This window comes from Acidobacteriota bacterium (assembly GCA_028874215.1).
GTDB lineage: Bacteria > Acidobacteriota > UBA6911 > RPQK01 > JAJDTT01 > JAJDTT01.
The window spans coordinates 81,697-106,337 of record JAPPLF010000083.1 but is presented as its reverse complement, the minus strand read 5'-3'; the positions used below and the strand labels follow the sequence as shown (position 1 = coordinate 106,337).

18 protein-coding genes are annotated in these 24,641 nt (G+C 64.7%); 9 read left to right on the top strand and 9 right to left on the bottom strand.

The annotated features are described in order from the left end of the window. Positions 1-30: 30 nt before the first annotated feature. Positions 31-963, bottom strand: coding sequence for a hypothetical protein (locus OXT71_16915; protein ID MDE2928078.1), 933 nt, complete (start codon positions 961-963; stop codon positions 31-33). Between the two features lie 1,124 nt (positions 964-2,087). Between OXT71_16915 and OXT71_16910 the strand changes: the two genes are divergently transcribed. After that, the gene (locus tag OXT71_16910) at positions 2,088-2,432 is read left to right on the top strand and encodes a transposase (GenBank protein ID MDE2928077.1); all 345 of its coding nucleotides are present in this window, start codon (positions 2,088-2,090) and stop codon (positions 2,430-2,432) included. Between the two features lie 177 nt (positions 2,433-2,609). On the opposite strand, the gene OXT71_16905 is transcribed toward OXT71_16910, so the two are convergent. The 4 genes from OXT71_16905 to OXT71_16890 form a co-directional block, all read right to left on the bottom strand. Further along, the gene (locus OXT71_16905; protein ID MDE2928076.1) at positions 2,610-3,224 is read right to left on the bottom strand and encodes an RNA polymerase sigma factor; all 615 of its coding nucleotides are present in this window, start codon (positions 3,222-3,224) and stop codon (positions 2,610-2,612) included. Between the two features lie 84 nt (positions 3,225-3,308). Continuing rightward, the gene (locus OXT71_16900; protein ID MDE2928075.1) at positions 3,309-4,790 is read right to left on the bottom strand and encodes a glutamate synthase subunit beta; all 1,482 of its coding nucleotides are present in this window, start codon (positions 4,788-4,790) and stop codon (positions 3,309-3,311) included. Between the two features lie 45 nt (positions 4,791-4,835). Continuing rightward, the gene (gene gltB, locus OXT71_16895) at positions 4,836-9,434 is read right to left on the bottom strand and encodes a glutamate synthase large subunit (protein ID MDE2928074.1); all 4,599 of its coding nucleotides are present in this window, start codon (positions 9,432-9,434) and stop codon (positions 4,836-4,838) included. Next, entirely contained in the window at positions 9,431-10,429 is a 999-nt protein-coding gene (locus tag OXT71_16890; protein ID MDE2928073.1) for a LysR family transcriptional regulator, read from the bottom strand. Before OXT71_16890 ends, gltB begins: the two co-directional genes overlap by 4 nt. Before the next feature lie 282 nt (positions 10,430-10,711). Here OXT71_16890 and OXT71_16885 point away from each other — a divergent pair, with 282 nt between their 5' ends. Next, positions 10,712-11,605, top strand: a complete 894-nt coding sequence (locus OXT71_16885; protein ID MDE2928072.1) for a dihydrodipicolinate synthase family protein — start codon at positions 10,712-10,714, stop codon at positions 11,603-11,605. A gap of 46 nt (positions 11,606-11,651) precedes the next feature. Here OXT71_16885 and OXT71_16880 read toward each other — a convergent pair whose 3' ends face one another. Both OXT71_16880 and OXT71_16875 read right to left on the bottom strand, forming a co-directional pair. Continuing rightward, entirely contained in the window at positions 11,652-12,587 is a 936-nt protein-coding gene (locus tag OXT71_16880; GenBank protein MDE2928071.1) for a polysaccharide deacetylase family protein, read from the bottom strand. 24 nt (positions 12,588-12,611) lie between these two features. Further along, positions 12,612-13,583 carry a quinone oxidoreductase gene (locus tag OXT71_16875; protein ID MDE2928070.1) on the bottom strand — a complete coding sequence of 324 codons (972 nt, stop codon included), beginning with the start codon at positions 13,581-13,583 and terminating at the stop codon, positions 12,612-12,614. A gap of 308 nt (positions 13,584-13,891) precedes the next feature. Here OXT71_16875 and OXT71_16870 point away from each other — a divergent pair, with 308 nt between their 5' ends. From OXT71_16870 to OXT71_16860, 3 genes are all read left to right on the top strand, one after another. Further along, positions 13,892-14,380 carry a hypothetical protein gene (locus OXT71_16870; protein ID MDE2928069.1) on the top strand — a complete coding sequence of 163 codons (489 nt, stop codon included), beginning with the start codon at positions 13,892-13,894 and terminating at the stop codon, positions 14,378-14,380. Positions 14,381-14,443: 63 nt separating this feature from the next. Beyond that, on the top strand, positions 14,444-17,011 hold the full coding sequence (locus OXT71_16865) for an AMP-binding protein (GenBank protein ID MDE2928068.1): 2,568 nt from the start codon (positions 14,444-14,446) through the stop codon (positions 17,009-17,011). 41 nt (positions 17,012-17,052) lie between these two features. After that, positions 17,053-18,204 (top strand): GNAT family N-acetyltransferase, encoded by a 1,152-nt coding sequence (locus OXT71_16860; GenBank protein ID MDE2928067.1) that lies wholly within the window; start codon positions 17,053-17,055, stop codon positions 18,202-18,204. A gap of 60 nt (positions 18,205-18,264) precedes the next feature. On the opposite strand, the gene OXT71_16855 is transcribed toward OXT71_16860, so the two are convergent. Both OXT71_16855 and OXT71_16850 read right to left on the bottom strand, forming a co-directional pair. Next, a complete protein-coding gene (locus OXT71_16855) occupies positions 18,265-18,492 on the bottom strand; it encodes an SUMF1/EgtB/PvdO family nonheme iron enzyme (protein ID MDE2928066.1) in 228 nt (75 codons plus the stop codon). Positions 18,493-18,534: 42 nt separating this feature from the next. Next, positions 18,535-19,524, bottom strand: a complete 990-nt coding sequence (locus OXT71_16850; GenBank protein MDE2928065.1) for a M28 family peptidase — start codon at positions 19,522-19,524, stop codon at positions 18,535-18,537. Positions 19,525-19,579: 55 nt separating this feature from the next. On the opposite strand from OXT71_16850, the gene fusA reads away from it, so the two are divergent. The 4 genes from fusA (at position 19,580) to OXT71_16830 (ending at position 24,641) form a co-directional block, all read left to right on the top strand. Further along, on the top strand, positions 19,580-21,661 hold the full coding sequence (fusA, locus tag OXT71_16845; GenBank protein ID MDE2928064.1) for an elongation factor G: 2,082 nt from the start codon (positions 19,580-19,582) through the stop codon (positions 21,659-21,661). A 187-nt stretch (positions 21,662-21,848) separates the two neighbouring features. After that, a complete protein-coding gene (lgt, locus tag OXT71_16840; GenBank protein MDE2928063.1) occupies positions 21,849-22,652 on the top strand; it encodes a prolipoprotein diacylglyceryl transferase in 804 nt (267 codons plus the stop codon). Continuing rightward, the gene (locus OXT71_16835) at positions 22,645-23,607 is read left to right on the top strand and encodes an RluA family pseudouridine synthase (GenBank protein MDE2928062.1); all 963 of its coding nucleotides are present in this window, start codon (positions 22,645-22,647) and stop codon (positions 23,605-23,607) included. Before lgt ends, OXT71_16835 begins: the two co-directional genes overlap by 8 nt. A gap of 11 nt (positions 23,608-23,618) precedes the next feature. Beyond that, positions 23,619-24,641 carry a VWA domain-containing protein gene (locus OXT71_16830; protein MDE2928061.1) on the top strand — a complete coding sequence of 341 codons (1,023 nt, stop codon included), beginning with the start codon at positions 23,619-23,621 and terminating at the stop codon, positions 24,639-24,641.

The window sequence follows — 24,641 nt, the reverse complement described above, 5'->3', positions numbered from 1 at the left end:
GAAAGAGTCTACATGAATGAAGCGGGGGTGTCAAGCATTAGATATAATTCCCAAAATAATGAACCCGAAGCCGAACATGACGACGCGCCTGACCTCGTCGGCCGGCGCACTGTGCGCCCGTAGCGCAATGACCACGGCCGCCGCCAGCGTCAACAGCTCAACAATGGCAAATGATCCATCGATGGCCAGAGAAACAGGCGCATTCGCGTAACCGGCCCGCGCGAATTCCAGTGTCGCCACGAGTGCGACCCAGACGGCAACCCCTGCTGCGACGCTGACCGGAACCATGCGGCGCGCGAGATCATCAAGCCGGGTTCGACGATGTATCCGCGGACACTCTCGAGCAAACGCCCAAAGGAACGCGGGAGAGAAGTGGAACGCAGGAACGTAGAGACAAGCGAATATTCTAATTTGCAGAGGTGCGCCTTGAAGAAACGTTTCGACCAGGTGCGGCGCGGGGAGGTCCCCCAAAATCGCCGGCAGCATGTGAAACGGCCCCAGTGTGGCCCGGACCAGGAAAAAGCCGCCGAGCAGCCAAGTCCGCCGTTCCCGCGCACCGGCGAACAGCAGTAGGGATGCACTCGCGCAATGCCCGGTGAGCAGCACCACAAAGAAAACAGCCAAGTCGCCATGCTGTCGGTGGTAGTCCGTCCAAGCCCACGGGAGCAGAATCAACCCGACCACCACCTCGACTGTGGCGATGACCATCAGCGTGCGTAAGACACGGCCCATGAACGCCCCGGCACGCGGATGGAGACTGGTCGCCGGGGGTTCCACCGCCGCCGATGCCGGTCCGGCACGGCGCCGGCTCTTGAAGACACGGGCTGTGACCCGCAGGTTTTCAAGCATCTCGCGGTCGGCGGGCTCGGCGAGCTCCAGGCATCGATCCCATTGGACGTCGTGGTCCAGGGTGAGCGCGTCCGCTACGTCAGCTATGAGATCGTTGCGATTCTTGTCACTCACTTTTCATCCGGGTTCGTGTCATCAGGCTCTTCGACGCCGACGCTCGCGTGAGATCCGCTGCAGTCGGACTGATGCGGCGTCGAAAGTTCTTTCCGCCTACCCCTTAGTGACGTCTGATGGGGAGATTTCGGACATTTGAAGCACGATGGGCCGGATTTCACGGGTCCTGGCGTACGAACCGCCGCAGGCCCGGCCCCCGACGAAACACGCCGGATAGGAGTCTGCGCGAAAACAGGACTGTCACCGACGCTGTTCTTCGATCGGTGGGCGTCGCGCATGGAAGCGGGTCACTGCAGTGATGCACACCGCCGCCCACCATCTCTTTCCGTCTGCTCTCATCCAATTCCCCAGCTCCCGGACCAGGCGCGGAGAGTTGGCGCGCCGGATTGTTGCGGAGGCATAAATCCCGATTACTGGAATGAGGAAGACGCCACGACCGGGGCCGAGTGGGACAGTCGGTGACTGGAACCACCGGCCCGGACACAACTCCCAAGGCGTAGCAAACGATTCGATAGACCCAAAAAGTCCAGCGCCGGTTCCGACTCCATTTCGTCCGTCCCGGCGGAGTAACTCCCGGTGTCGGACTTCAGCCACGCACCCGCCCGCAATCGGCGTCTCGATTCGGCCGTCACTCGGGGCAACACACAAGGCGGACACGTCCGCGCGAACCGGGATGGACGCGCGCATCGAGTTCTCCATCCGGGAGTGGGACCGGGCGAGATGGAGTCGGCAGGCCCAACGGTCGGACGATGTTCGGTGGAGCCCCGAACCGGACGGGGACATCGGCCATGAGAAGTGGGAACCGATGCCAATGGTGACCAGCATCAGCGAAGTCCATGTCGTTCGCCTATTGCTCATCATGGAACTTCTCTTCCTCTTCGCAACAAGACAACTTGTATTGCAAGCGGGCCCTCCTCGCCTCCCGCGAAATGGCGGAGAACGTCGAGTCGAGCAGGTTCCGGCTCCTGATCAGGAGAGGATCGGGCAGCACAATGAAGAGATAGGATACCGACCAGTGTGTGATATTATGGAGATAAAATGCGCACTTTTTGTGATAATACTGTGTTACCTTGGCCATTTGCGCGCCGCCGCGCCCACTTCCCGCACACCGCGTTTTGCGTGTCGTGTCGGCGCTATCGTCCCTGTTGCCGATCGAAATTGGAGGCGGCAAGCACGATCAAGAGCAACGGGCAGAGCCGTTCCTCCGGGCCATGAACCAGCGGATGAAGCAACCGGAAAGCCGAACGTCGTACGCGCGACGCAAGACGATCGCGGAGCCGGTGTTCGGTCAGATCAAGAACGCGGGTTTCCGAGGGTTCGGTCTACGTGCCAAGGCGAGGGTGGCCGGGGAGTTCTCGCTGGAGTGTGCCGCGCACAGCCTCAAGAAGATCATCCCGGCAGCAGTTCTAGGAGAGGTGTGTCCGGCGTTCGTGAAACGGGTGACTCTGACGTGCATGAGGGGGAGATGAGGCGGCGTGAAGCCGAAAACCAGCCCTGATCGGCCTCTTCCGAGTCGCACATAGCGCAACAATTCGATTCCCCCGGAGTTGGAGTACAGGAATGGATGGTATCCGGAACCATGAACCATTGCCCATGAGCATTGGTATGGACAAAGATCGCTCAATGCCGAGTTCCCGCGCAGGCTGCTAAGCCTTCGGCATGACCTTGCTCAGCCGAATCACGGCCCGCTTGAGCGCTTTGCGGGCCGCGTCCGCGCTGGGCATGCGTTCGATGGCCGCGAGTTGCCGGTAGCTGTACCCGAGTTCCGCACGTCCGACGATCAGGTGTCGATCACGGTCCTTCAGGCCCTTGAGGCCATCCCGGTAGCGCTTCCACATCTCTTTGTTCAGCATCTGTTGATGCTGTGGGGACGCTTCCTCAGTGGGACGAAAGGGTTCCTGCGGCGGTGCGACACGGCTGTCATCCAGACGCCGGGTGGCGCGTCGCAGCTCGTCCTGGACGCGGTTCTCCACGGCGCGCCGCAGATAGCTCCGCAAGGCGCCCATGTGCTTCGACTCGAACCATTTGAGCCGTGCAAATGTGTGGTGCAGGACATCCTGCGCCAGATCGCTCGTGGTGATCCCGTCGCGGGCCCATTGCGGCAGGCGTCCCCGCACTCGTCTTCGCACCCATGGTGAATACCGGGTGAACAGGACCTCGATGGCCGAGGCACTGCCTTGTCGCACCCGTTTCAGAAGGCGCTGGTCGGAACCACCGGTCTGCGAAACGTTCTTGCTCGACCGTTTCGATGGGGAAATCATCTGAGCCGTTATCCTATCCGATCAGCCCGGCGCTCGCCGCCAGATGACCGAATTTGTCGGCTTCGGCTGATCCGGGGCAGGAACTCAAGGCAACCGCGTCGATCCCATGAGAAAGCGGTCGCACTCCCGGGCGGCTTCCCGCCCCTCGCGGATGGCCCAGACCACCAGGCTCTGCCCTCGCCGGACGTCGCCGGCGGCGAAGATTCCCGGAATGGTGGTGGCATAGTCGCTGGTATCGGCCTTGATGTTGGAACGCGGGTCCCGCTCCAATCCCAGTTGATCGGGGAGCCGATCCTCGGGCCCCAGGAATCCCATGGCCAGCAGGACCAGTTGGGCGGGCCACACCTGCTCGGTTCCCGGGATCCGTTCGAACGACGGTCTCCCCCCGTTTCGCGACCACCGGATCCCCACGGTGTGGACCTCCTGCAGGCGTCCCGAGGCGTCGCCCTCCATCCTGACGGTCATGATGGAGAAGCGGCGGGGGTCTGCTCCGAAGAGGGCCGCAGCCTCCTCCTGCCCGTAGTCCATGCGGTAGATCCGGGGCCATTGGGGCCAGGGGTTGTCCGGGGCCCGGCTGTCGGGCGGCCGGGGAAGGATCTCGAACTGGACCAGACTGCGGCAACCGTGGCGCAGGGCGGTTCCCACGCAGTCGGTTCCCGTGTCCCCGCCCCCGATGACGATGACGTCCTTGTCCCGGGCGGAGATGTATCGTCCATCCTCGAGATTGCTGTCCAGCAGGCTCTTGGCGTTGGCGTGCAGATAGTCCATGGCGAAGTGGACGCCGTCCAGGTCTCGCCCCTCCACCGGCAGGTCCCGGGGCTTGGTGGCGCCGCAACAGAGGACGGCAGCGTCGAATTCGTCCCTCAGCCTGGAGGCCGGGAAGTTGCCGCCCACGTCCATCCCGGTGAGGAAGCGGACGCCCTCCGCCGCCAGGAGCTCGACCCGGCGCCACACCACTTCCTTGTCCAGCTTCATGGCCGGGATGCCGTAGGTCAGGAGCCCCCCGATCCGGTCCGCGCGCTCCAGGACGGTGGTCTCGTGCCCGGCCTGGTTGAGCTGGTCGGCGCAGGCCAGACCGGCCGGTCCCGACCCCACGATGGCGACCTTCTTGCCGGTCCGGCGGGAAGGCGGGCGGGGGACGATCCAACCCTCCTCGAATCCGCGGTCGACGATGGAGCACTCGATGCTCTTGATGGTGACCGGCGGTTCGATGATGCCCAGGACGCACGAGCCCTCGCACGGAGCGGGACAGACCCGTCCCGTGAACTCGGGGAAGTTGTTGGTCTTGTGGAGGCGCTCCAGGGCTTCCCGCCAGAGCCCCCGGTAGACGAGATCGTTCCACTCCGGGATCAGGTTGTGGATGGGGCAGCCGGTGGCCATCCCGCCCATCACCTCCCCCGTGTGGCAGAAGGGGACGCCGCAATCCATGCAGCGGGCTCCCTGGCGCTTCAGAGCGGAATCGGGCAGATGCTCGTGGAACTCCCGCCAGGTTCCGACCCGCTCGCCGGGAGTCAGGACCGGAAGCGGCTCCCGCTCATATTCCATGAAGCCGGTGGGCTTACCCATCTACTCCTCTTGTCATGCTCTCCGAATTTGCGGGCTCGACGACTGCTACCGGCCGTCGGCGCGGGCCTTGTCGCGGGCGTTGACCTGGAAGGCCGCCATGACCACCTCCGAATCGGAGAGGCCCCGGCCCTTCATCTGCTCCCGGGTTTCGACCACGCGGCGGTAGTCGGCCGGGTAGATCTTGACGAATCTGGAGGCCATGGGCGTTGCAGAGGAGAGCAGTCGCCATCCGACCTCGCTCCCGGTCAGCTCCACGTGCCGGCGCACCATGCGGGCCAGGATCTCCCGGTCCTCCGCGTCGTCCAACGGCAACAGCTCCACCATCTCGTGATTGCAGAGGGACGAGAATTCCCCCGAGTCGTCCAGCACGTAGGCGAAGCCTCCGGACATGCCGGCGGCGAAGTTCCGGCCGGTGGGACCCAGGACGACCACGCAGCCGCCGGTCATGTACTCGCAGCCGTGGTCGCCGACTCCCTCGACGACGGCTCGGACTCCGCTGTTGCGGACGCAGAACCGCTCTCCGGCCAAACCTCGAATATAAGCCTCGCCCGAAGTGGCTCCATAGAAGGCCACGTTGCCGACGATGACGTTCTCCTGCGCCACGAAGACCGATTCCCGGGGAGGCCGGACGATGATCTTGCCGCCGGAGAGTCCTTTCCCGATATAGTCGTTGGCGTCTCCCTCCAGGCTCAGGGTCATGCCCCGCGGGACGAAGGCTCCGAAGCTCTGGCCGGCGGAGCCTCGAAAACGAAGCTGGATGGTGTCCTCCGGGAGTCCCTTCCTCCCGTAACGCCGGGTGAGCTCGGACCCCACCATGGTGCCGACGGTCCGGTTCACGTTTGCGATGGGCAAGCTCCCGGAAACGGGTTCTGCCCGTTCCAGCGCCGGCCGGCACAGTTCCAGCAGCCGGGTTCGATCCAGGGCGGCGTCCAGCTTGTGGTCCTGAGGGATCTGGCAGAACCGCCCCACGGTGGAGGGCACTTCCGGCCGGTAGAGGATCCGGGAGAAGTCCAGGCCCTGGGTCTTCCAGTGGTCGACCGCGTCCCGGACACCCAGCTTGTCGCTCCGGCCGATCATCTCGTCGATGCTGCGAAAACCCAGGCTCGCCATGAGCTCCCGTGCCTCCTGGGCCACGAAACGCATGAAGTTCACCACGTGGGACGGGTCTCCGGTGAACTTCTTCCGGAGCTCGGGATCCTGGGTCGCCACCCCCACCGGACAGGTGTTCAGGTGACAGACCCTCATCATGACGCAACCCAGGACCACCAGCGGCGCGGTGGCGAAACCGAATTCCTCGCCTCCCAGCAGGGCGGCCACCACCACGTCCCGCCCCGTCTTGAGCTGGCCGTCCACCTCCACCACGATCCGGCTGCGCAGGTCGTTGACCAACAACACCTGGTGGGTCTCGGCCAGCCCCAGCTCCCAGGGGATCCCGGCGTGCTTGATGCTGGTCAGGGGCGAGGCTCCGGTGCCCCCGTCGTGGCCGCTGATGAGGACCACGTCCGCTCTTCCCTTGGAAACGCCGGCGGCGATGGTGCCCACGCCCACTTCGGCCACCAGCTTCACGCTGATCCGTGCCTCGTGGTTGGCGTTCTTCAAGTCGTGAATCAGCGCCGCCAGGTCTTCGATGGAGTAGATGTCGTGGTGCGGCGGCGGCGAGATCAGGCCCACGCCGGGCGTGGAATGCCGCACCTGGGCGATCCAGGGATAGACCTTGTGCCCCGGAAGCTGTCCCCCCTCCCCCGGCTTGGCCCCCTGGGCCATCTTGATCTGGAGCTCCTTGGAGTTGACCAGGTATTCGCTGGTCACTCCGAAGCGTCCCGAGGCCACCTGCTTGATGGCGCTGTTGCGGGAATCGCCGTTGGGATCGGGGACATAGCGCTTGGGGTCCTCGCCCCCCTCGCCGGTGTTGCTCTTCCCGCCGATCCGGTTCATGGCGACGGCCAATGACTCGTGGGCCTCCTGGCTGATGGAGCCGTAGGACATGGCGCCGGTCTTGAACCGCTTCATGATCGCCTCGACCGGCTCGACCTCGTGCAGCGGAACCGGTTGGTCGGAGCGCTTCAGGCGGAACAGCCCCCGCAAGGTGCACAGCCTCCGGGTCTGATCGTTGACCCGGCGGCTGTAGTCCCGGTAGGCGTCCTCGTCGTCGTTCCGGCAGGCGTATTGCAACCGGTGCACGGTCTGAGGATTGAAGAGATGGTGCTCGCCGTTTCGCCGCCACTGATACTGGCCGCCCGACTCCAGAGGACCGTCGATCTGTTCCTCCCCGATCCAGGCCCGCTCGTGGAGCTGCCGGACTTCCGTCTCCACGACCTCCAAGCCGACGCCGCCCACTCGCGACGGGGTGCCGGTGAAGTAACGGTCCACGACAGTGGAATCCAGGCCCACCGCCTCGAAGATCTGGGCGCCCCGGTAGCTCTGGACCGTGGAGATGCCCATCTTGGACATGACCTTGACGACGCCCTTGTTGACCGCCTTGACGTAGTTTTTCCGGCACTTTTCATACGACTGTTCCGGCAAGATCCCATCCCGGATCATGCCCCGGATGGTCTCCAGGGCCAGATACGGATGCACGGCGCCGGCGCCGTAGCCGATGAGCAGGGAAAAGTGGTGGACCTCCCGCGGTTCTCCGCTCTCCACCACCAGGGAGGCCCGCGTTCTCAGCCCTTCCCGGATCAGGTGGTGGTGAACGCCTGAGACCGCCAGCGGGGCCGGAATCGGAGCCTCGGCGGGGCCGGCGTCCCGATCCGAGAGGACCAGGATGTCGCTGCCCGAAGAAACCGCCGCCGCGGCCCCGCAGCAGAGCCGTTCCATGGCCTGTTCCAGATTCTCTTCCCGGACCTTGAGAAAGGCGGGCAGGACGGTGGTCCGGAACCCGCCGGGACCGCCGCCGTCGAGCCGGCGCAACTTCTCCATGCGCACGCCGTCCAGGATGGGAGAGGCCACCCGGAGCTGTCGAGCCGACCGGGGCCTGGGATCCAGCAGGTTCCCTTCCGATCCCAGGTGGGTGTCCAGGGACATGATCAAAGCCTCGCGGATGGCGTCCACGGGAGGATTGGTCACCTGGGCGAAGAGCTGCTTGAAATAGTTGTAAAGAAGCTGGGGCCGGTCCGACAGCGGAGCCAGCGGCGTGTCGGTTCCCATGGAACCCACGGCCTCGTGTCCATCCGAGGCCATGGGAGCAATGAGCAGCCGCAAGTCTTCGTTGGTGTATCCGAAGAGGTGTTGTTGCCGCCGGAGCTGATCCCGTCCCAGGGACGGAGGACGCCGCCCTTGAGGGCAGAAATCGAGAGGCACCAGGTTTTCCCGGAGCCACTTGCGGTAGGGCCTGGCCACCGAGACGTTCCGCTTGAGTTCTCCGTCCGAGATGATTCGTCCCTCAACCGCGTCCACCAGAAACATGCGGCCGGGCTGAAGGCGCCCCTTGCGGAGAACCTGCTGGGGCGGCACGTCCAGCACCCCCACTTCGGAGGCCAGGATCACCTGTCCGTCCGTCGTGACCGAGTAGCGGGAAGGACGCAGTCCGTTGCGGTCCAGCACGGCGCCGGCGCGCAGGCCGTCGGTGAAAGCGATGGACGCGGGCCCGTCCCAGGGTTCCATCAGGCAGGAGTGGTACTCGTAGAAGGCCCGTTTCGCCGGGTTCATGTCCGGGTCCCCGCTCCAGGGTTCCGGAATCATCATCATCATGGAATGGGGCAGCGTCCGCCCGGCCATGTAGAGCATCTCGAGGGCGTTGTCGAACATGGCCGAGTCGCTGCCGTCGGGATCGATGACCGGCAGCGCCTTCGCCAGATCGGGTCCCAGCAGATCCGATTCGAACAGGGCTTCGCGAGCCCGCATCCAGTTGACGTTGCCCTGCAGCGTGTTGATCTCTCCGTTGTGGCAGAGGTAGCGGTAGGGATGGGCCCGGCTCCAGTTGGGAAAGGTGTTGGTACTGAAGCGGGAATGGACCATGGCCAGTCCGGTCTCGAGTGTCGGCTCCACCAGGTCCGGGTAGAAGCTGGTCATCTGGTCAGCCCGGAGCATCCCCTTGTACACCACCGTCCGGGAGGAGAGGCTGGCCACGTAGAACATCTCCTTGTGGGGGACGTCGGAGGCTCGAACCCGATTCTCGGCGCGCCGCCGAATGACGTAGAGCTTTCGTTCCAGGTCCTGTCCCGGCTCCGTCTTCCGAGCGCCGATGAAGATCTGGCGAATCACGGGTTGGCAGGCTTTCGCCGTCGGTCCCAGCAGAGAATTGTCGACCGGAACCGTCCGCCAGCCCAAAACTTCCTGGCCCTCCTCCCGGACCACGCCGTCCAGGATCCGCTCGCACTCGAGGCGCGCCCCGGTCCGGTCGGGGAGGAAGATCATGCCGACGCCATAGGTTCCCCGGGCGGGCAGCCGGATTCCCGAATCGGCACAGACGTCCGCGAAGAAACGGTGGGGCGTCTGCAGCAGAATCCCGGCTCCGTCCCCCGTGTTCTCCTCGCAGCCGCACGCTCCCCGGTGATTCAGGTTGAGGAGCATCTGGATGCCCATCTCCACGAACTCATGGGAGACGCGCCTCTTCATATCCACCAGGAACCCGATGCCGCACGCGTCGTGCTCGAAGCGTGGATCGTAGAGCCCCTCTTGGCCTGGAAATGCCCGGCGAGTCACGATGTCCCCCCGGTGCGGACCCCGGCGGAACCGCTTCGGGGTGCGCGCCGCTGACCCGAGGCAGGAGGTATCTGGCCGCCTGCCGGCCTCGCGGAGCGGTCCTTGCCGTTATGGTTCCCGGAGTTCTTCAGGAGGTCCATGAAGCGGTGGGCGGCCAGACTCAAACGGGCGTGGCGCCGAATGATGACTCCCAGGGGCCGGACCATTCCCGGCTCGACCAGAGGCACGGCGGCGAGCGTTCCCGACCGGACTTCCCGCATCAACGTGGGTTCGGGCAACAGGGCCACTCCGGCCCCCACTTCCACGGCTTCCTTGATGTTTTCGATGTTGTCGAACTCCAGCACCACGTTCACGGCGACTCCCTGCTCCCGCAGGAAACGATCGACCTCGCGCCGAATCACCAGCCCTTTCTCGAAACCGATGTAGCTCACCTTGGCAAGGTCCCTGGGGTGAACCCGCGTCAGACTGGACAGGCGGTGACCTGGGGGACAGACCAGCACCATGGGCTCGTCCCTCCAGGGACGGGTGGTGAGCTCCCGGGTGTTCCTGGGAAACGAGACCAGTCCCAGATCCGCCGTCCCTTCCAGAACCCGCCGATAGACACGGTCCGGATGGAGGTAGTCGATGTGGACCTCCGCGTTCCGGTAGCTCCTCCGAATGCGGTCGACGTACTGCCCCATGTCCCTGAGTCCCACGGAGTAGATGGCCGCCACCTGCACCGAGACCTCCATCCGCTCCCCCTCCTGGCGAATGGATGCCTCGAGATCCGTGTACTCGTCGAGCATCTTCTTGCATCCCCGGTAGTAGACCTTGCCCAGCTCCGTGGTCTGCAGGGGGCGGGTCGACCGGTCGATCAGGTTGACCCCCAGGGTCCTCTCCAACTGCAGCATGGCCTGGCTGGCGGCGGACTGTGAAAGTCCGTTGAGGCGGGCTGCCTGAGAGAAACTGCGAAGGCGGACGACGTCACAAAATAATTTCAGGCACTCGATTCGCATAGATTGGGCGTAGTATATACATTTCTTATACGGCGTCAACCTATTATTAGATAAATAAATAATGGTTGGAATCCCTTCCCGGATGCGCCGACGTTGTGGAAGGGCAACGGGAAATACGGAACACCCGTTTACCGGATGCCCTCACCCGCGTATCATCTTGCCGGTCAACAGCGAGCCCGGCTCCGGCGCGGACCGGCTGGACCCGAACGGCCTCGTGATCCGGAACCACAACCGGCAGCGCGTGTGATTCGCAACTGCCGGCTTTTGAGAGGAGATCCGAAAGTGAAGCGATTTCAGGGAGTCTATCCGGCGTTGGTCACTCCCGTGGACGACCGCGGAGACATACGGACGGGAGCCCTCCGGGACCTGATGGAGTGGCATCTGGAAGTCGGGGTCGACGGGTTCTACATCGCCGGCGGCACCGGGGAAGGCCTTTTGCTGACGCAGGATCAACGCAAGGAACTCACCAAAGCGACCGTGCGGGCCGCCGACGGAAGGGTTCCCGTCATCGTCCACGTGGGACACGTTTCCACCCGGGCGGCCGTCGATCTGGCCCGTCACGCCTCTGCCTCCGGCGCCGACGCCGTCAGCGCCATCCCGCCCATCTACTACGGCACGGACCCGGCATCCATCGTCGGGCACTACTCGGCCATCGCTTCGGCCACGCCGCTGCCCCTCATCGTCTACCACATTCCCGCAGCCACCCATTCCCGGATGACCGTGGGCCTCATGACCGAACTGCTCCGGCTACCCACGGTCAAGGGGATCAAGTTCAGCGACTACAACCACTTCCTGATGCGGCAGATCGGCCTCCTGGGACCGGAGCTCCTGGTCTATTCCGGGAATGACGAAGTCTTCCTGTCCGGCCTGGTCATGGGGGCCAACGGCGGGATCGGTCTGACCTACAACTTCATGCCCCAACTCTTCGTCGGAATCTACAAGGCCTTTTATGCGGGCGACCTGGCCCGGGCCCGGGAACTGCAATGGACGGCCTGCGCCATGATCGACGTCCTGCTGGGAATCAGCGGGTCCACGCTTTCCGCAGCCAAGGTGCTGCTGCGGCACCTGGGATTCGAGGTGGGAGAAGTGCGGCGGCCGATCCGCCCGCTGACCCGGCAGGACACGGATCTGGTCGTGGGCCGGATGACCGAACTGGGACTCGGCCAGCGCAGTTGACGGCCGGCTGCGGCTTCCGCGGAATTCGACCGAATCGCGCCTTGGATCAAGGCTCCTGCTGAAGCCGGTCCTCGATCTGGCTCACGCGGATCACGCCGTGGTCGGCGTCGTAAGGGAGCCCGCGGGTGGCCGCCACCCGGTCGATGAAGCTCAGCCCCAGGGGCCCCGCGTAGGTCTCGGGAGTCTTGAAAGCCGGGTCCTCCAGGGCTTCCGCCATGGAGATGAAGGAATACCCCCGGTCCTGGAGCATCTGAATCGTATCCTCGAGGAAACTGGCGGTGGCGATGGCGCAATGCAGCCAGAGGATGTGCGGGATGTTCCGGCCGAACACGGCTTGCGACTGGGCCTCGCCGTAGTCGACCGCCGCGCCCACGTGCGCCAGGTAGATGGCCTTGAGCCTCTCCCTGACAAGGTCGTCGTTCTCCACGTCGAGAAAGATCCGGTTGAACCGGCGGTCTCCCGTCTTGATGGTGACTTGGGCAATCTCATAACTGGCCCGGTAGAGGGCCTTGGCCACCCGGTTCTTCTTCTTTTCGTTGTCCCCTTGGTGGAGGTAGGGGAACCGCAGGTAGCGGTAGTTGAACCCCCGCCGGCTCCGGCTGAGCTGCTTCAGGTACTTCTGGCCGTCGCCCACGTGTTCCAGAAACTCGTTGGCCTTCAACTGGTGAAGATCGACGTGGGCAAAGGTGTTGTTGCCCACGATGTGCCCCGCGTCCGCCCAGTCCTCCAGGATGACGAAGGTGGCCAGATCATCCTGGATGCGCTCCTCCACCACGAAGCCGGCCGCCGGAATGTCCTGCCGCTTCAAAGTGCGCAGAATCATGTTGCTGATCTCTCGCGGGCGCCAGTAACCCAAGGGTCCCAAATACGGGAGATCGTCGAAGGTCAGGGCGATTTTCCGGTCGGGTTCAGCGAGTCCGGGAACCGGCAGGAGGAAAAAAAGAATGAGCGGCAGACCGATTCGCCGGCCGAGTTGCTTCATGTTCCTCTTGCTCCAATCCGGAGGTCAGGAAGTCAGCAGAAGAACCTTGCCTGTAGTCTTCCTTCCCTCCAGCGCGCGATGCGCGGCCTCGGCCTCGGCCAGCGGGTAGGTCGAGCCGATGCGCACTTTCAGTTCTCCTCCAGCGTACCACTGGAACAGGTCGTCGGCGCGGCCCATCAGCTCTTCGCGGGTGAGGGCATAGTGATTCAGGCTGGGACGCGTCAGGAAGAGGGAGCCCTTCTGATTCAGAATCTGGGGATCGAAGGGGCCTATGGGCCCGCTGGACTGCCCGAAGAGGACCAGGTATCCCCTGGGGCGCAGGCAGTTCAGGCTCCGCTCGAAGGTGGTCTTGGCCACCGAATCGTAGACCACGTTCACTCCGGCCCCGCCGGTCAGCCGTTCCACCTCGATCTGGAAATCCTGCTCCGTATAGAGGATGACGTGGTCGGCGCCCGCCTCCCGGGCCAACTCCGCCTTGGCCTCGGTCGAGACCGTCCCGATGACGGAGGCCCCCAGGCGTTTGGCGATCTGCACCAGGAGCAGACCGACGCCGCCGGCGGCGGCGTGCACCAGCGCCGTGTCTCCCTCGCTCAAGGGAAAGGACCCGTGGGCCAGATAGTGGGCGGTGAGTCCCTGCACCATGAGGGTGGCCGCGACGGAAGCGTCCATATCGTCGGGCAGGAGCACCAGCTTCGACGCGTCCACCGCCGCCCGCTGAGCATAGGAGCCCAGGGTCATGGCGTAGGCAACCCGGTCGCCGGCGCGGACCCCATCCACCCGGGAACCCACTTCAAGCACGGTCCCGGCGCCTTCCACACCGGGAGTGAAGGGTACGGGCGCCGGATAAAGGCCGTACCGATGGTAAGTATCGATGTAGTTGACGCCGGCGACCTCGATCTCGACGAGCGCCTGGGCCGGACCGATTTGCGGTTCGGGCGTCTCCTGGTAGCGCAAGACCTCGGGGCCCCCGTTTTCGTTCACACGGATGGCTTTCATAGGCTGATCCCAATCGACGGCCCGGATTCCCGCGTCCGAATCAAACTCCTGATCCCGCGGACCGGGCTCCAATGGTAGCCGGAGTATAGCTTCCGGAGAAAAGCGAGGGAAGACGCGGGGCGAGTCTCCCGGGGCAGGCCTCGGCGAGATTCCGGGTGGGACGGAACGGCCCCGATTTCCCAAGAACCCCCTCTCTCATACTTCTCACTCCCCATTCCGATTTCCTCATTCCTCTTTTCTCCTCTTGGTGTTATGATGCCGAAAATTAAGGTTCGTCAAGCAGTCCAGCGACTGTTGCAATGAAGGGGATGAAGATGCCGAGAGTGGCCCTGTTGGTTTTGTTGGTCATGTTTCTGACATTTCCGGTCCTGGGCCAGGACCGCGTCACCATGTCGTCTCCGGTCATCAGGACGACGGTCGATGACATCATCCTCTCCGTCGAACTCAGCGATTTCTCGTCCGGGAACTCCTACCGGCTCGGATTCGGCGCCGCGAAAGGCCAGGTCAAGGCCCGGCTGCAATTGGTCAAGGGCACGGAAGACGTGCCCATTCCGATGACGGATTTCGTCCAAGGTCACACCGATTCCTGGTGGAGCGTGCCACAGATCTCCGCCCGCGGCTGGAGCCTGGAGGGCGCCAACCTGCCCAAGGCGGGCGAGCGGCTCACCTTCCGGGTGATGATCGCCCGACCCGACGCCAAGGAAATCACCAAGGTCTACCTAATGATCTCGCGCGACTACGGTGGCGGCCTGTGGTACCTGGAAGACGGCGTGGAGATGGATCAGTCCATGTGGTGAGCCGATTTCATCCCCCATCGGCCGCCCGGTCTTCGTTTCTCTTGAGTTCCTGAATTTCCATCGATGCAGACCCTTCTCGACCTGATCCCCCATCTGCAGGGGCGGGACGGCGAAGCGGTTCGTTTCGACGACGGCCTCCGCACCCGCATCCTCTCCTATCCCGAGTTGTGGCGCCGGATCGCCTCCTTTGCCTGGCATCTCAGGGAGCGGGGCATCCGGAAGGGAGACCGGCTCCTGCTCTGGGGAGAGAATGGACCGGAGTGGGTCGCCGTTTTCTGGGGTTGCGTCTCCCAGGGAGTCCAGGTCGTCCCGTTGGACCCCACCTCCAGTCCGGCGCTGGTGGAGCGGATTCAGGAGAAGGTCCAGGCGCGCCTGCTGGTGCACGGCCGGGGGATCAGGCCGGAAGCCGGCGTGGAACGCCTGTCGTTCCGGAAGCTGGCCGCACTCGAGCCCAAGAGCGAGACGCTCCCCCGGGTTCCGCTGGAGCCGGACGACCCGGTGGAGATTGTCTTCACCTCCGGCACCACGGGGTCGCCCAAAGGTGTCATCCATCGCCACCGGAACATCTGCGCCAACCTGACGCCCTTCGCCCGCGAGATCGCCCGCTACCGGAAGTACGCCAGGCCTTTCCAGCCCGTCCGGTTCCTGAATCTGCTTCCCCTGAGCCACATGTTCGGCCAGTCGGCCGGACTCTTCATTCCCCTCATCCTGGGGGGCGGCGTGGTGTTCATGTCCGAGCTCCATCCGGCGGCGATCCTGAACTGCATCCGGCGGCACCGGGTTTCCGTCCTGGTTTCGGTGCCCCGGGTCCTGACCAGTCTGGAGCGGCGGGTCCGCAAGAGCGTCACGATTCCCCCGGGGCCGGTGAAGAGGCGTGGGCTGGCAGGGGTGGCCGTCCGCTGGTGGAAGTACCGGCGGGTGCACCGGACCTTGGGCTGGAAGTTCTGGGCCATCGTCGTGGGCGGCGCCCGGCTGGAGCTGCGGCAGGAGGAGTGGTGGGCCGAACTGGGTTTCGCGCTGCTTCAGGGGTATGGACTCACCGAGAGCAGTCCCGTGGTGGCTGTGAACCACCCGTTTCGACCCCGGCGCGGCGCCCTGGGACGCCCCCTCGCCGGACAGGAGGTCCGGTTGGCTGAGGACGGCGAGATCCTGGTCCGCGGGGAGAGCGTCGCCACCGAGTACCTGACCGCCAAGAGCGAGACTCAGGACGTCCTGGACGGCGGTTGGTTCCGAACCGGCGACGTCGGCAAGCTGGACGAGACGGGAGTGCTCTATTACAAGGGCCGCAAGAAGGATCTGATCGTGACGGCCGACGGCCTCAACGTGCATCCCCAGGACGTGGAATCGGTGCTGAACCGTCTTCCGGGCATCCGGGACAGCGTGGTCGTGCCCGGCCCCAGCCCGGTCGGCGACGTGGTCCACGCGGCTCTGATTCCGGCGGACGAAAAGCAGGACCCGGAGGAACTCGTCCGTCTCGCCAATCGACGCCTGGAAACCCACCAGCGCGTCAGGAGTTGGTCCATCTGGCCGGAGGCGGACTTCCCGAGAACTCCGTCCACCTGGAAGGTCCGGCGCCACCAGGTGGCCCGCCGGGTCGCACAACGGCGCGGGGCTCACCGCCGGGAGACGGTCTCCCCGGCCCGCGCGATCCTGGCGCAGATCACGGGACGCGACCCGCGTCAGATTCGCGGGGAACAGCGTCTGGACGAGGACCTGGGACTGTCGTCCCTGGACCGGGTCGACCTTCTCTCGCGGCTGGAGGACCGCCGGGAACTGGAGATCGACGAAGAGGGACTGGCCCGCATCGGCACGGTCCGTGAACTGGAGGCAGCACTGACCGGACCGGCGACGGGTCCGGGTTCCGTTGAGGCGCAGGAGGCGCGGAGCCCGGATGCTTCCCCTCCCCGGGACCGGCCCCAGACCGTCCTGCCCTACTGGACACGCCGGGCGCCCGTCCGCTGGGCGCGGACCGGCCTGCGGGAGGGCTTCATGGTTCCGCTCCTTCGCAACCGCCTTCCCCTCACGGTGACTGGCGCAGACCTGCTGGAGCGGGTCCGTCCCCCGGTGATCTTCGCCGCCAATCACGTCAGTCACCTGGACACGCCGGTGATCTTGGCGGCGCTGCCCCCGTTCTGGCGGCGGCGGGTGGTCCCGGCCATGGTTCAGGAGTGGTTCCTGCCGCACTTTCGCCCCCGTGGGTTCTCCTGGAGCGAGAGGTTCTCCGCCAGCCTCCAGTACGTTCTGGCGTGCGGCTGCTTCAATGCCTATCCCCTCCCCCAGAGGATGGGAGGGATCCGGCGCAGTCTCCGCTACACGGGCGAACTCCTGGACCACGGCTGCTGCCCCCTGGTCTTCCCCGAGGGCCGGCGGTCTGCCGACGGCGCCCTCGGCAGCTTTCAGCCCGGAATCGGCCTCATGGGCGTGCGGTTGGAGGTCCCGGTGGTTCCGGTCTGCGTGGAGGGACTGTTCCGGGTGTTCCCGGCCGGCAGCCGGTGGCCCAGGAGAGGTCCGGTCTCGGTGACCTTCGGCGAGCCGGTGCGGCTGAACCCGCGGCAGGGGTACTCCCAGGCGGCGGCGGAAGTGCGCCGGGCCGTGCAAGAGTTGATTCCGAAGGAAACGAGTGAGGTTTGAACCGGCGCCCCTCACATCCCACACAAGAAAAGGATGACGAAATGCCGAGAGTCCAAGAGTGTACGCAGCGAGAGCTTCCCGAGGTCATCGGATTGGTCGACGACGCCATGCGCCAGGGCATGGACCAGACCATGCTCACCGACTACCCCCTGGTCTACCAGGAAAGCAACCATCGCAACATCCGGGTCATCAAAGTGGACGGCCGCACCGTGAGCGTCGTGCCCTTCCTGCTTCGAACCGTCGACGTGGAAGACGTCTCGTTCAACATCGGGATCATTTCGCCGACGGCAACCGATCCGGAGCATCGCCACCGGGGGTACGGACTCGCCTGTCTCAGGAGCTGCCTCGCGAGCATGGAGGAGATGGAGTGCGACCTCTCGGTTCTCTGGACCCGGATCGCCACCTTTCCCTTTTACGAACACGGCGCCTTCGAACCGGTCCGCTATCAGGAATGGATTTACACCTGCACCGGCGAGGACGGCGGCCGTTTCCGCGAACACGCCGAGCAAATCGTGCGTTATGACCCGTCTTCCGGGACCCATCTGGACCGGATCCGAGCCATGCACGAAGCCGAAGGATACGGCGTGCGGAGATCACGGTCCGAGTGGAAAGCGCTCCTGCGGCTCCCGCTGATGCGCACTCTCGTAGCCGTGGAGGACGGAGCCGCCACCGGCTACCTGATCGTCTCCGGCGCGGGCAACAAGCCGGGACTCATTGAAGCGGGGGGCAGCAGGGAGGCCGTGGAGACCCTTTATGCGCACGCCCTCCGCCGGTTTCCGGATGGCTCACAAATCCAATCCTACGACCCCCTGACCGGGTCGACCGCAGGGCAACTGCTGGAGCGGACACTTCCCCGACGACGGCAGTTGACCACCAAGTCCATGATGATCCGCATCAACTGCCCCACGGCGTTCCTGCACAAGATCCGCCCCTGGCTGGAGCGGCGGACGGGGTCCGGGGGGGAGGATTTCTCCATCGGGGTGACCGACGCGGCCGAGCAGATCAGCTTCCGCTCCACCAAGGAAGGCCTGCTCCTGGGACAGGATCGGCTGGAGCGGCACTACGAACTGACGCGGCGGGAGCTGACGTCGCTGGTTTTCGGTCCCCACCCGGTCCGCGGCGAAGAGTCCACCAGGATCGAAACGCCGCTGTTCCCCTTCTACTTCCCGCTTTGGCAACTGGACCAGAGCTGAACGGATCGAATCGCAGTCCGGCCCGCCGGGATGTCGATCCTGGGGAATTGGCCCAAGGATTCAAGGAGAAATGGCCCGGGCCAACCGGATGCCGATGCCGAAGGTTCCCCCGGTGGTGTACCCGAGGCGGTACGCGGAACGCAGGGACCCAGGGTCGCTGACCAGGGAGCCGCCGCGCATGACGCGCAGGGAACAGTCCCCGCGCTCCCACGCCGTTCCGTCCGCCGGCGCTCCCCGATAACTCCCGTTCCAACAGTCCTGCACCCACTCCCACACGTTCCCGTGCACGTCGTAGATGAAAAATGAGGGCGACGAAGATCAGTCCGGACATCACTTCCGCTTCACCCGCCGGGCGATCTCGGGGAGGCTGGCCAGGACCACCTCGCCGACCACCTCCAGGTTGGGCGCCGAGAGCTTGTCGAGCGTGTCCGAAGGCTTGTGCCAGTGGGCGTAGCTGAGGTCGATGAGGTCCACGGCGGGGACTCCCGCTCGGAGGAAGGGGAGGTGATCGTCTTCGATGTGAGAGCCGCGTCCCGAGGGCCGGAAGATTCTCTCGTGGCCCAGGTGGGAGGCCTGGTTCCAGATGATCTCGTTCAGCCACGGAGTGGAATATCCTTCCCGGAAGAGCCGAAGGTCTTTCCCTCCCACCAGGTCCAGCAGGATCATGGCGCCGACCTTGCGCAGGTTCCCCCGGGCCTTCTCCCGCTTCACGAACTCCCGGCTTCCGTAAAGGCTGTCGGCGGAAGTCCAGGTTTCCCCCACTGCCTCCTCCCCGTCGAAGAAGACGAACCAGAAGGTCAGGCCGGTGGGGTTATTCTCGACCAGCAACCGGGCCAGTTCCAGGACCAGGCCGCTGCTGGACCCGCCGTCGTTGGCCCCCACGAACTCGAAGGTGTCGTAGAACTTGCTGTCGTAGTGGCTGGCCAGAATCAGGATCCGTTCATCGCGGCCGGGGAGGATGCCCCGGACGTTGGTCATCCGCAGACGCCCCCGGGGCGTGACCGACCGGAAGGTTTGGGTGTCCACCTGAAGGCCCAGGGCTCCCAACTGTCCGGCAATGTACTCGCCCGCCTTCCGTTGGGCCTCCGATCCGGGAGGATGAGGACCGTGACGGACGATTTCCCGGGTGTGACGGAGCACCTGAAGCCCGTCGACACCGGCTCCCTGGCCGCAACCGACGGCGACCGCCAGCAGAATCAGAAGCCGGATGAAGAGTCCCTTGGGCATGGTGTCGAGAGAACCGGTGCGAACGCCCGGCTGGTGCAACGGAGGAACCAACGGAGCGCGGCGCCGGCCGAACTCCGTGGCGACTTTCGCCACGGACTGCTATCCTACATTGCTCAATTTCGTACTATACCCCAGAAAGGAGCCGTTCATGAACGTCTACGACAGCAGGGAGATCCGCAACATCGCCCTGATCGGACATGGGGACTCCGGCAAGACCACTCTGGCCAGCGCCATGCTCTACTCGGCCGGGGCAGTGAACCGCCTGGGTCGGGTGGACGACGGAAACACGGTCACCGACTACGACGAGGACGAGATTGCCCGGCAGATCACCATTAACTCGGTCGTGGCCCACTGCGAGTGGAAATCCACCAAGATCAACATCATCGACACGCCGGGCTATCCGGCTTTCATCCTGGACGCCAAGTCCTCCCTGATGGGGGCCGACTCGGCCCTGCTGGTGGTCGATTCCACGGCGGGAGTCGAAGTGCAGTCGGAAAAGGCATGGGAGTTCGCCGAAGAGCATCGTCTGGCCCGCGCAGTGGTCTTCAACAAGTTGGACCGGGACCGGGCCAGCTTCGAAAGGAGCCTGGAGTCGGTCCACAAGTCCTTCGGCCGGACGGTGGTGCCGGTGCAGATTCCCCTGGGTGAGGAGGCGTCCTTCCGGGGAATCATCGACCTGATCGGCGAGAAGGCCTACGTCTACGAAACGGACGGGAGCGGGGATTTCCAGGAAGCGGCCATTCCGGACGAGCTTCAGGGGGAAGCCGAGCAGCGCCGTGAAGAGCTGATCGAGATGGTGGCCGAGAGCGACGACGACCTGATGGAGAAGTACTTCGAGGAGGGCACGCTGACCCAGAGCGAGCTGGTTCAGGGGTTGCGGAGTTTCTTTGTCGACCGGTCCATCGTCCCCGCCTTCTGCATGTCGGCGGGAAAGAATGCAGGGGTCAAGCAACTTATGGACGCCATGGTGGAGCTTTTCCCCAATCCCTTGGAAAGGACTCCCGTACCGGGCCTGACGGCAGGATCGGAGGAGGAGGCGGAACTCTCCATTTCCGCGGACGGCCCGGTTACCGCCTACGTCTTCAAGACCCTGGCCGATCCCTTCGCCGGGCGGATCAATCTGGTGAAGGCGATCACCGGCACCATCAAGTCGGACTCGAACCTGCGCAACCGGACCGCCGGGTCCAACGAACGCCTGGGCTCGGTCCACATCCCCCAGGGAAAGACCTACGAACCTGTCCCGGAGCTCCGGCCGGGAGACCTGGGCGCCGTGATGAAGCTGAAACATACGGCCACGGGCGACACCCTCTCGGTACCCACGGCGCCCAACATCGTCCGCAAGGTGGAGTTTCCCGAAGCCGCCATCAGCTTCGCCGTGGAGCCCAAGTCGCGGGGCGACGAAGACAAGATCGGCAACGCCATCGCCCGGGTGATCGAGGAAGACCCCTCCATCTCGTTTCGCCGCGAAGCACAGACCAAGGAGTTTCTGCTCTCGGGCACCGGGCAGCTGCACGTTGAGGTGACGGTGGCCAAGCTGGAGCGCAAGTACGGCGTCAACGTCATTCTGAAACCGCCCAAGGTGCCCTACCGCGAGACCATTACGGGGAACGCCGACGTCCACGGGCGGCATAAGAAACAGACCGGAGGACACGGACAGTTCGGAGACTGCAAGATCCGGATGGAAGGGCTTCCCCGAGGGACCGGATTCGAATTCGAAAACGAGATCTTCGGCGGATCCATCCCCAGGCAGTTCATCCCCGCCGTGGAAAAGGGAGTTGTGGAGTCGGCGGCGAGGGGGTACGTGGCCGGGTACCCGGTGGTGGACTTCAAGGTGACACTCTACGACGGCAGCTACCACGAAGTGGACTCCTCGGAAATGGCCTTCAAGATCGCCGGATCGCTGGCCTTCCGGAAAGGCATGGAACAGGCCCGGCCGGTGCTGTTGGAGCCCATCATGAAGGTGGAGGTCTATGTGCCGGAGGAGAACTCGGGCGACATCATGGGCGACCTGAACTCCCGGCGGGGACGGATCCAGGGCATGGACATCAAGACGGGCATGCAGGTGGTCCAGGCCGAGGTGCCGCTGGCCGAGATGCTCAACTATGCGCCGACGCTGACCTCCATGACGGGAGGCCGGGGCAGCTTTCACATGGAGACGTCCCATTACGACATCGTCCCGCCGCACTGCGCCGAGAAGGTGATCGAGGAAGCCAAGCGGGACAAGAAGTAGTGGGTGCGGCGGCTTTCCTGCCGCCGAACGGGAGCGGCGACCTGGAGCGGCGGCTTTCCTGCCGCCGCACTCCCAATGCAACATGGCAAAATGGGAAAATAGAAACAGGCAACAAGAAAGCGCCCCACCCAATGCTCCATCCTGACCTCAACGGTATGCCGGGCGCCACATAGACTCTTCGACCACCATGTTTCCCAAGCTGTTGGAAATCGGCCCCCTGACCCTTCACACCTATGGGGCGCTGCTGGCGGCCGCCTGCCTGTCGGCCATCTTTCTCTTCGCCCGGCTGGGCGCCCGCGACGGAGTGCCGCGGCAGCGGAGCTGGGACCTGGGATTCATCATCATCCTCTCGGCCATCGTCGGCGCCAAGCTGCTGATGATCTTGACCGACTGGGAAACCTATCTGAAGCAGGACCCCTCAAGGTTCTTCACCCTGGGGTTCTGGCAGGCCGGCGGCGTCTACTACGGGGGACTGCTGGGCGCCATGGCCGCCAGCTATCTCTATGTCCGCCGGCAACCGTCCATGGATTTCCGGACGGTGGCCGACGCCGCGGGGCCGGCCATCGCCCTGGGGCAGACCATCGGCCGCCTGGGCTGTTTCGCGGCCGGATGCGACTACGGACAGCCCTGCTCGCTTCCCTGGGCGGTCACTTTCACCAGCGAGTATGCCCATCGCGTCGTGGGCGTGCCCATCAATGTGGCGCTCCACCCGACCCAGCTCTACGAGTCGCTGGCCACCTTCACGCTGTTTCTCGTCCTGCTCTGGCTGCACGGGGCGAGGCGCTTCAAGGGACAAGTCTTCGCCGCCTACCTCTTCTGCTACTCGATCCTGCGCTTCGGCATCGAGTTCTTCCGGGGCGACGCCGACCGGGGGTTCGTCTTCGGAGGGGCGCTTTCCACCTCCCAGTTCATCAGCCTGCTGCTGGTTCCCTGCGCCCTGCTGCTCTACCGCCACATGAGACGCAACCCGGTTCGGGCCCGCCGTGTCTGAACCGGAAGGAACCGGGACCGGAACCATCCGCCTCAGGGTGAGCTCCGGCGACGCGGGCCGGCGCCTGGACGCCTATTTGAGCCGCCGGCTCTCCCGGTTCAGCCGGAGCCGCATCCGGCGGTGGGTGGAAGAGAACCGGGTCCTGGTGCTGGGCCGGCGCCGCAAGCCCAGCTACCTGCTGCGCCCGGGAGACGAGATCCGCGTGGACCCGCCCCCGCCGCAGCCCACCGGCCTGACGCCCGAACCGATTCCCCTGAACGTGCTCTACGAGGACTCCTTCCTGCTGGTGGTGGACAAACCGGCGGGACAGGTGGTGCATCCGGGAGCCGGCAACTGGAGCGGGACCCTGGCCAACGCCCTGGCCTACCATCTGGAGAAGTTGAGCCGGGAGGAGACCGTCAGGCCGGGAATCGTGCACCGGCTGGACAAAGGGACCTCGGGACTCCTGGTGGTGGCAAAGACGGAGCGGGCGCACGATCATCTCTCCGGCCAGTTCGCCCGGCGGGAGGTCCGGAAGCGGTACCTGGCGCTGGTTTACGGCGCGGTGGAGAAGGACCGCGGCGAGATCGACGCGCCGCTTGGGCGGCATCCCCGGTCCCGAACCCGGATCTCGACCCGGACCCGCAAGCCGCGCTCCGCCCTGACCCGCTACCGGGTGCTCTCGCGGCATCCTGGCTTCACCTATCTGTCGGTCGCGCCCCATACGGGACGGACCCACCAGATCCGGGTTCACCTGACCCACCTGGGGCACCCGGTGGTGGGAGACGGCACCTACGGCAGCCGCCGGCTTCGTCGACTGCCCGAATCGATCCGCGACTCGGAGATGGCGAGGCTGGGTCGGCACTTCCTCCACGCGGCCTCCCTGGCCTTCGTCCATCCCGCCACGGCCCGGCGGGTGCGCTTCGAGAGTCCCCTTCCGCCGGAGCTTGAAGCGGTTCTGGCGGTTTTGGAATAATGAGGTGGCTCATGTCCTCAGAAAACCTCATTATCAGGCTGTTGATCGTCCTGTTCCTGACGACCGGCCTCCCGGCCCAGTCGGACACCGCCGCCGCAGAAGATCCGCTGGAACCGTTCCGGGTGGAGGTGGAGGCGGTGAACGTCCTGGTTGCGGTCCATGACAAGAAGACGGGCCGGTTCGTCACCAACCTCTCGCCGCAGCACTTCATCGTGAAAGAGGACGGACGCCACCAGCGGATTACCAACTTCGCCCCCCAGACCAACCTGCCGCTGACCATCGCCATCTGCGTGGACGCCAGCGCCAGCGTCCGGCTCAAGCTGGGTTTCGAGAAGGAGGTGGCCACCGATTTCCTCTTTGACGTGATGCGGCCCACCGACAAGGCGCTGCTCGTGGAGTTCGACACGGGTGTGACGCTGCTGCACGACTTCACCTCCAACCCCAACGCGTTGCTGGCCGAGATCGACAACCTGAGGGCGGGAGGAGGCACTTCCCTTTACGACGCCATCTACCTGATCTCGGAGCAGAAGATGCTGCAGGAGTACGGCCGCAAGACAATCCTGGTTCTCTCGGACGGGTCGGACCTGACCAGCACCCACAGCTTCGACGAGACGCTCCGGATGGCCTACCTGGCCGAATCCACCATCTACGCCATCAGCACCACCCGGTTCGGCGCGGGTGAGGACGCCAGAGGCGACGACGCCCTGGAAAAACTGACGGAGAGCACCGGCGGAACCGTCTTCTTCCCCCATTCCAGCAACAACCTTGCGGACGCCTTCAAGACCATCGACACGGAGCTGCGGAGCCAGTACAACCTGACCTACGTCCCCACCAACAGGAAGAAGGACGGCACCTTCCGGAAGATCGAGATCGAAGTGAAGGCGGACGACGTCCGGGTGCGGCATCGCGTGGGTTACTACGCCCCGTACGACCCCATGGACAAGTGGAAGCAGCGGGCCCTGGAACGGGAGCAGCGGCGGTTCCAGAAAGAGCAGGAAGAGCGGGAAAAGGCCAAGGGAAAAAAGAACGAATAA

What these genes read in the sequence shown, in the direction of transcription:
- OXT71_16905 (MDE2928076.1), bottom strand. Translation starts at nt 3,224, where the DNA reads ATGATTTCCCCATCGAAACGGTCGAGCAAGAACGTTTCGCAGACCGGT.
- OXT71_16900 (MDE2928075.1), bottom strand. Translation starts at nt 4,790, where the DNA reads ATGGGTAAGCCCACCGGCTTCATGGAATATGAGCGGGAGCCGCTTCCG.
- OXT71_16890 (MDE2928073.1), bottom strand. Translation starts at nt 10,429, where the DNA reads ATGCGAATCGAGTGCCTGAAATTATTTTGTGACGTCGTCCGCCTTCGC.
- OXT71_16880 (MDE2928071.1), bottom strand. Translation starts at nt 12,587, where the DNA reads ATGAAGCAACTCGGCCGGCGAATCGGTCTGCCGCTCATTCTTTTTTTC.
- OXT71_16875 (MDE2928070.1), bottom strand. Translation starts at nt 13,583, where the DNA reads ATGAAAGCCATCCGTGTGAACGAAAACGGGGGCCCCGAGGTCTTGCGC.
- OXT71_16870 (MDE2928069.1), top strand. Translation starts at nt 13,892, where the DNA reads ATGAAGATGCCGAGAGTGGCCCTGTTGGTTTTGTTGGTCATGTTTCTG.
- OXT71_16865 (MDE2928068.1), top strand. Translation starts at nt 14,444, where the DNA reads ATGCAGACCCTTCTCGACCTGATCCCCCATCTGCAGGGGCGGGACGGC.
- OXT71_16860 (MDE2928067.1), top strand. Translation starts at nt 17,053, where the DNA reads ATGCCGAGAGTCCAAGAGTGTACGCAGCGAGAGCTTCCCGAGGTCATC.
- fusA (MDE2928064.1), top strand. Translation starts at nt 19,580, where the DNA reads ATGAACGTCTACGACAGCAGGGAGATCCGCAACATCGCCCTGATCGGA.
- lgt (MDE2928063.1), top strand. Translation starts at nt 21,849, where the DNA reads ATGTTTCCCAAGCTGTTGGAAATCGGCCCCCTGACCCTTCACACCTAT.
- OXT71_16830 (MDE2928061.1), top strand. Translation starts at nt 23,619, where the DNA reads ATGTCCTCAGAAAACCTCATTATCAGGCTGTTGATCGTCCTGTTCCTG.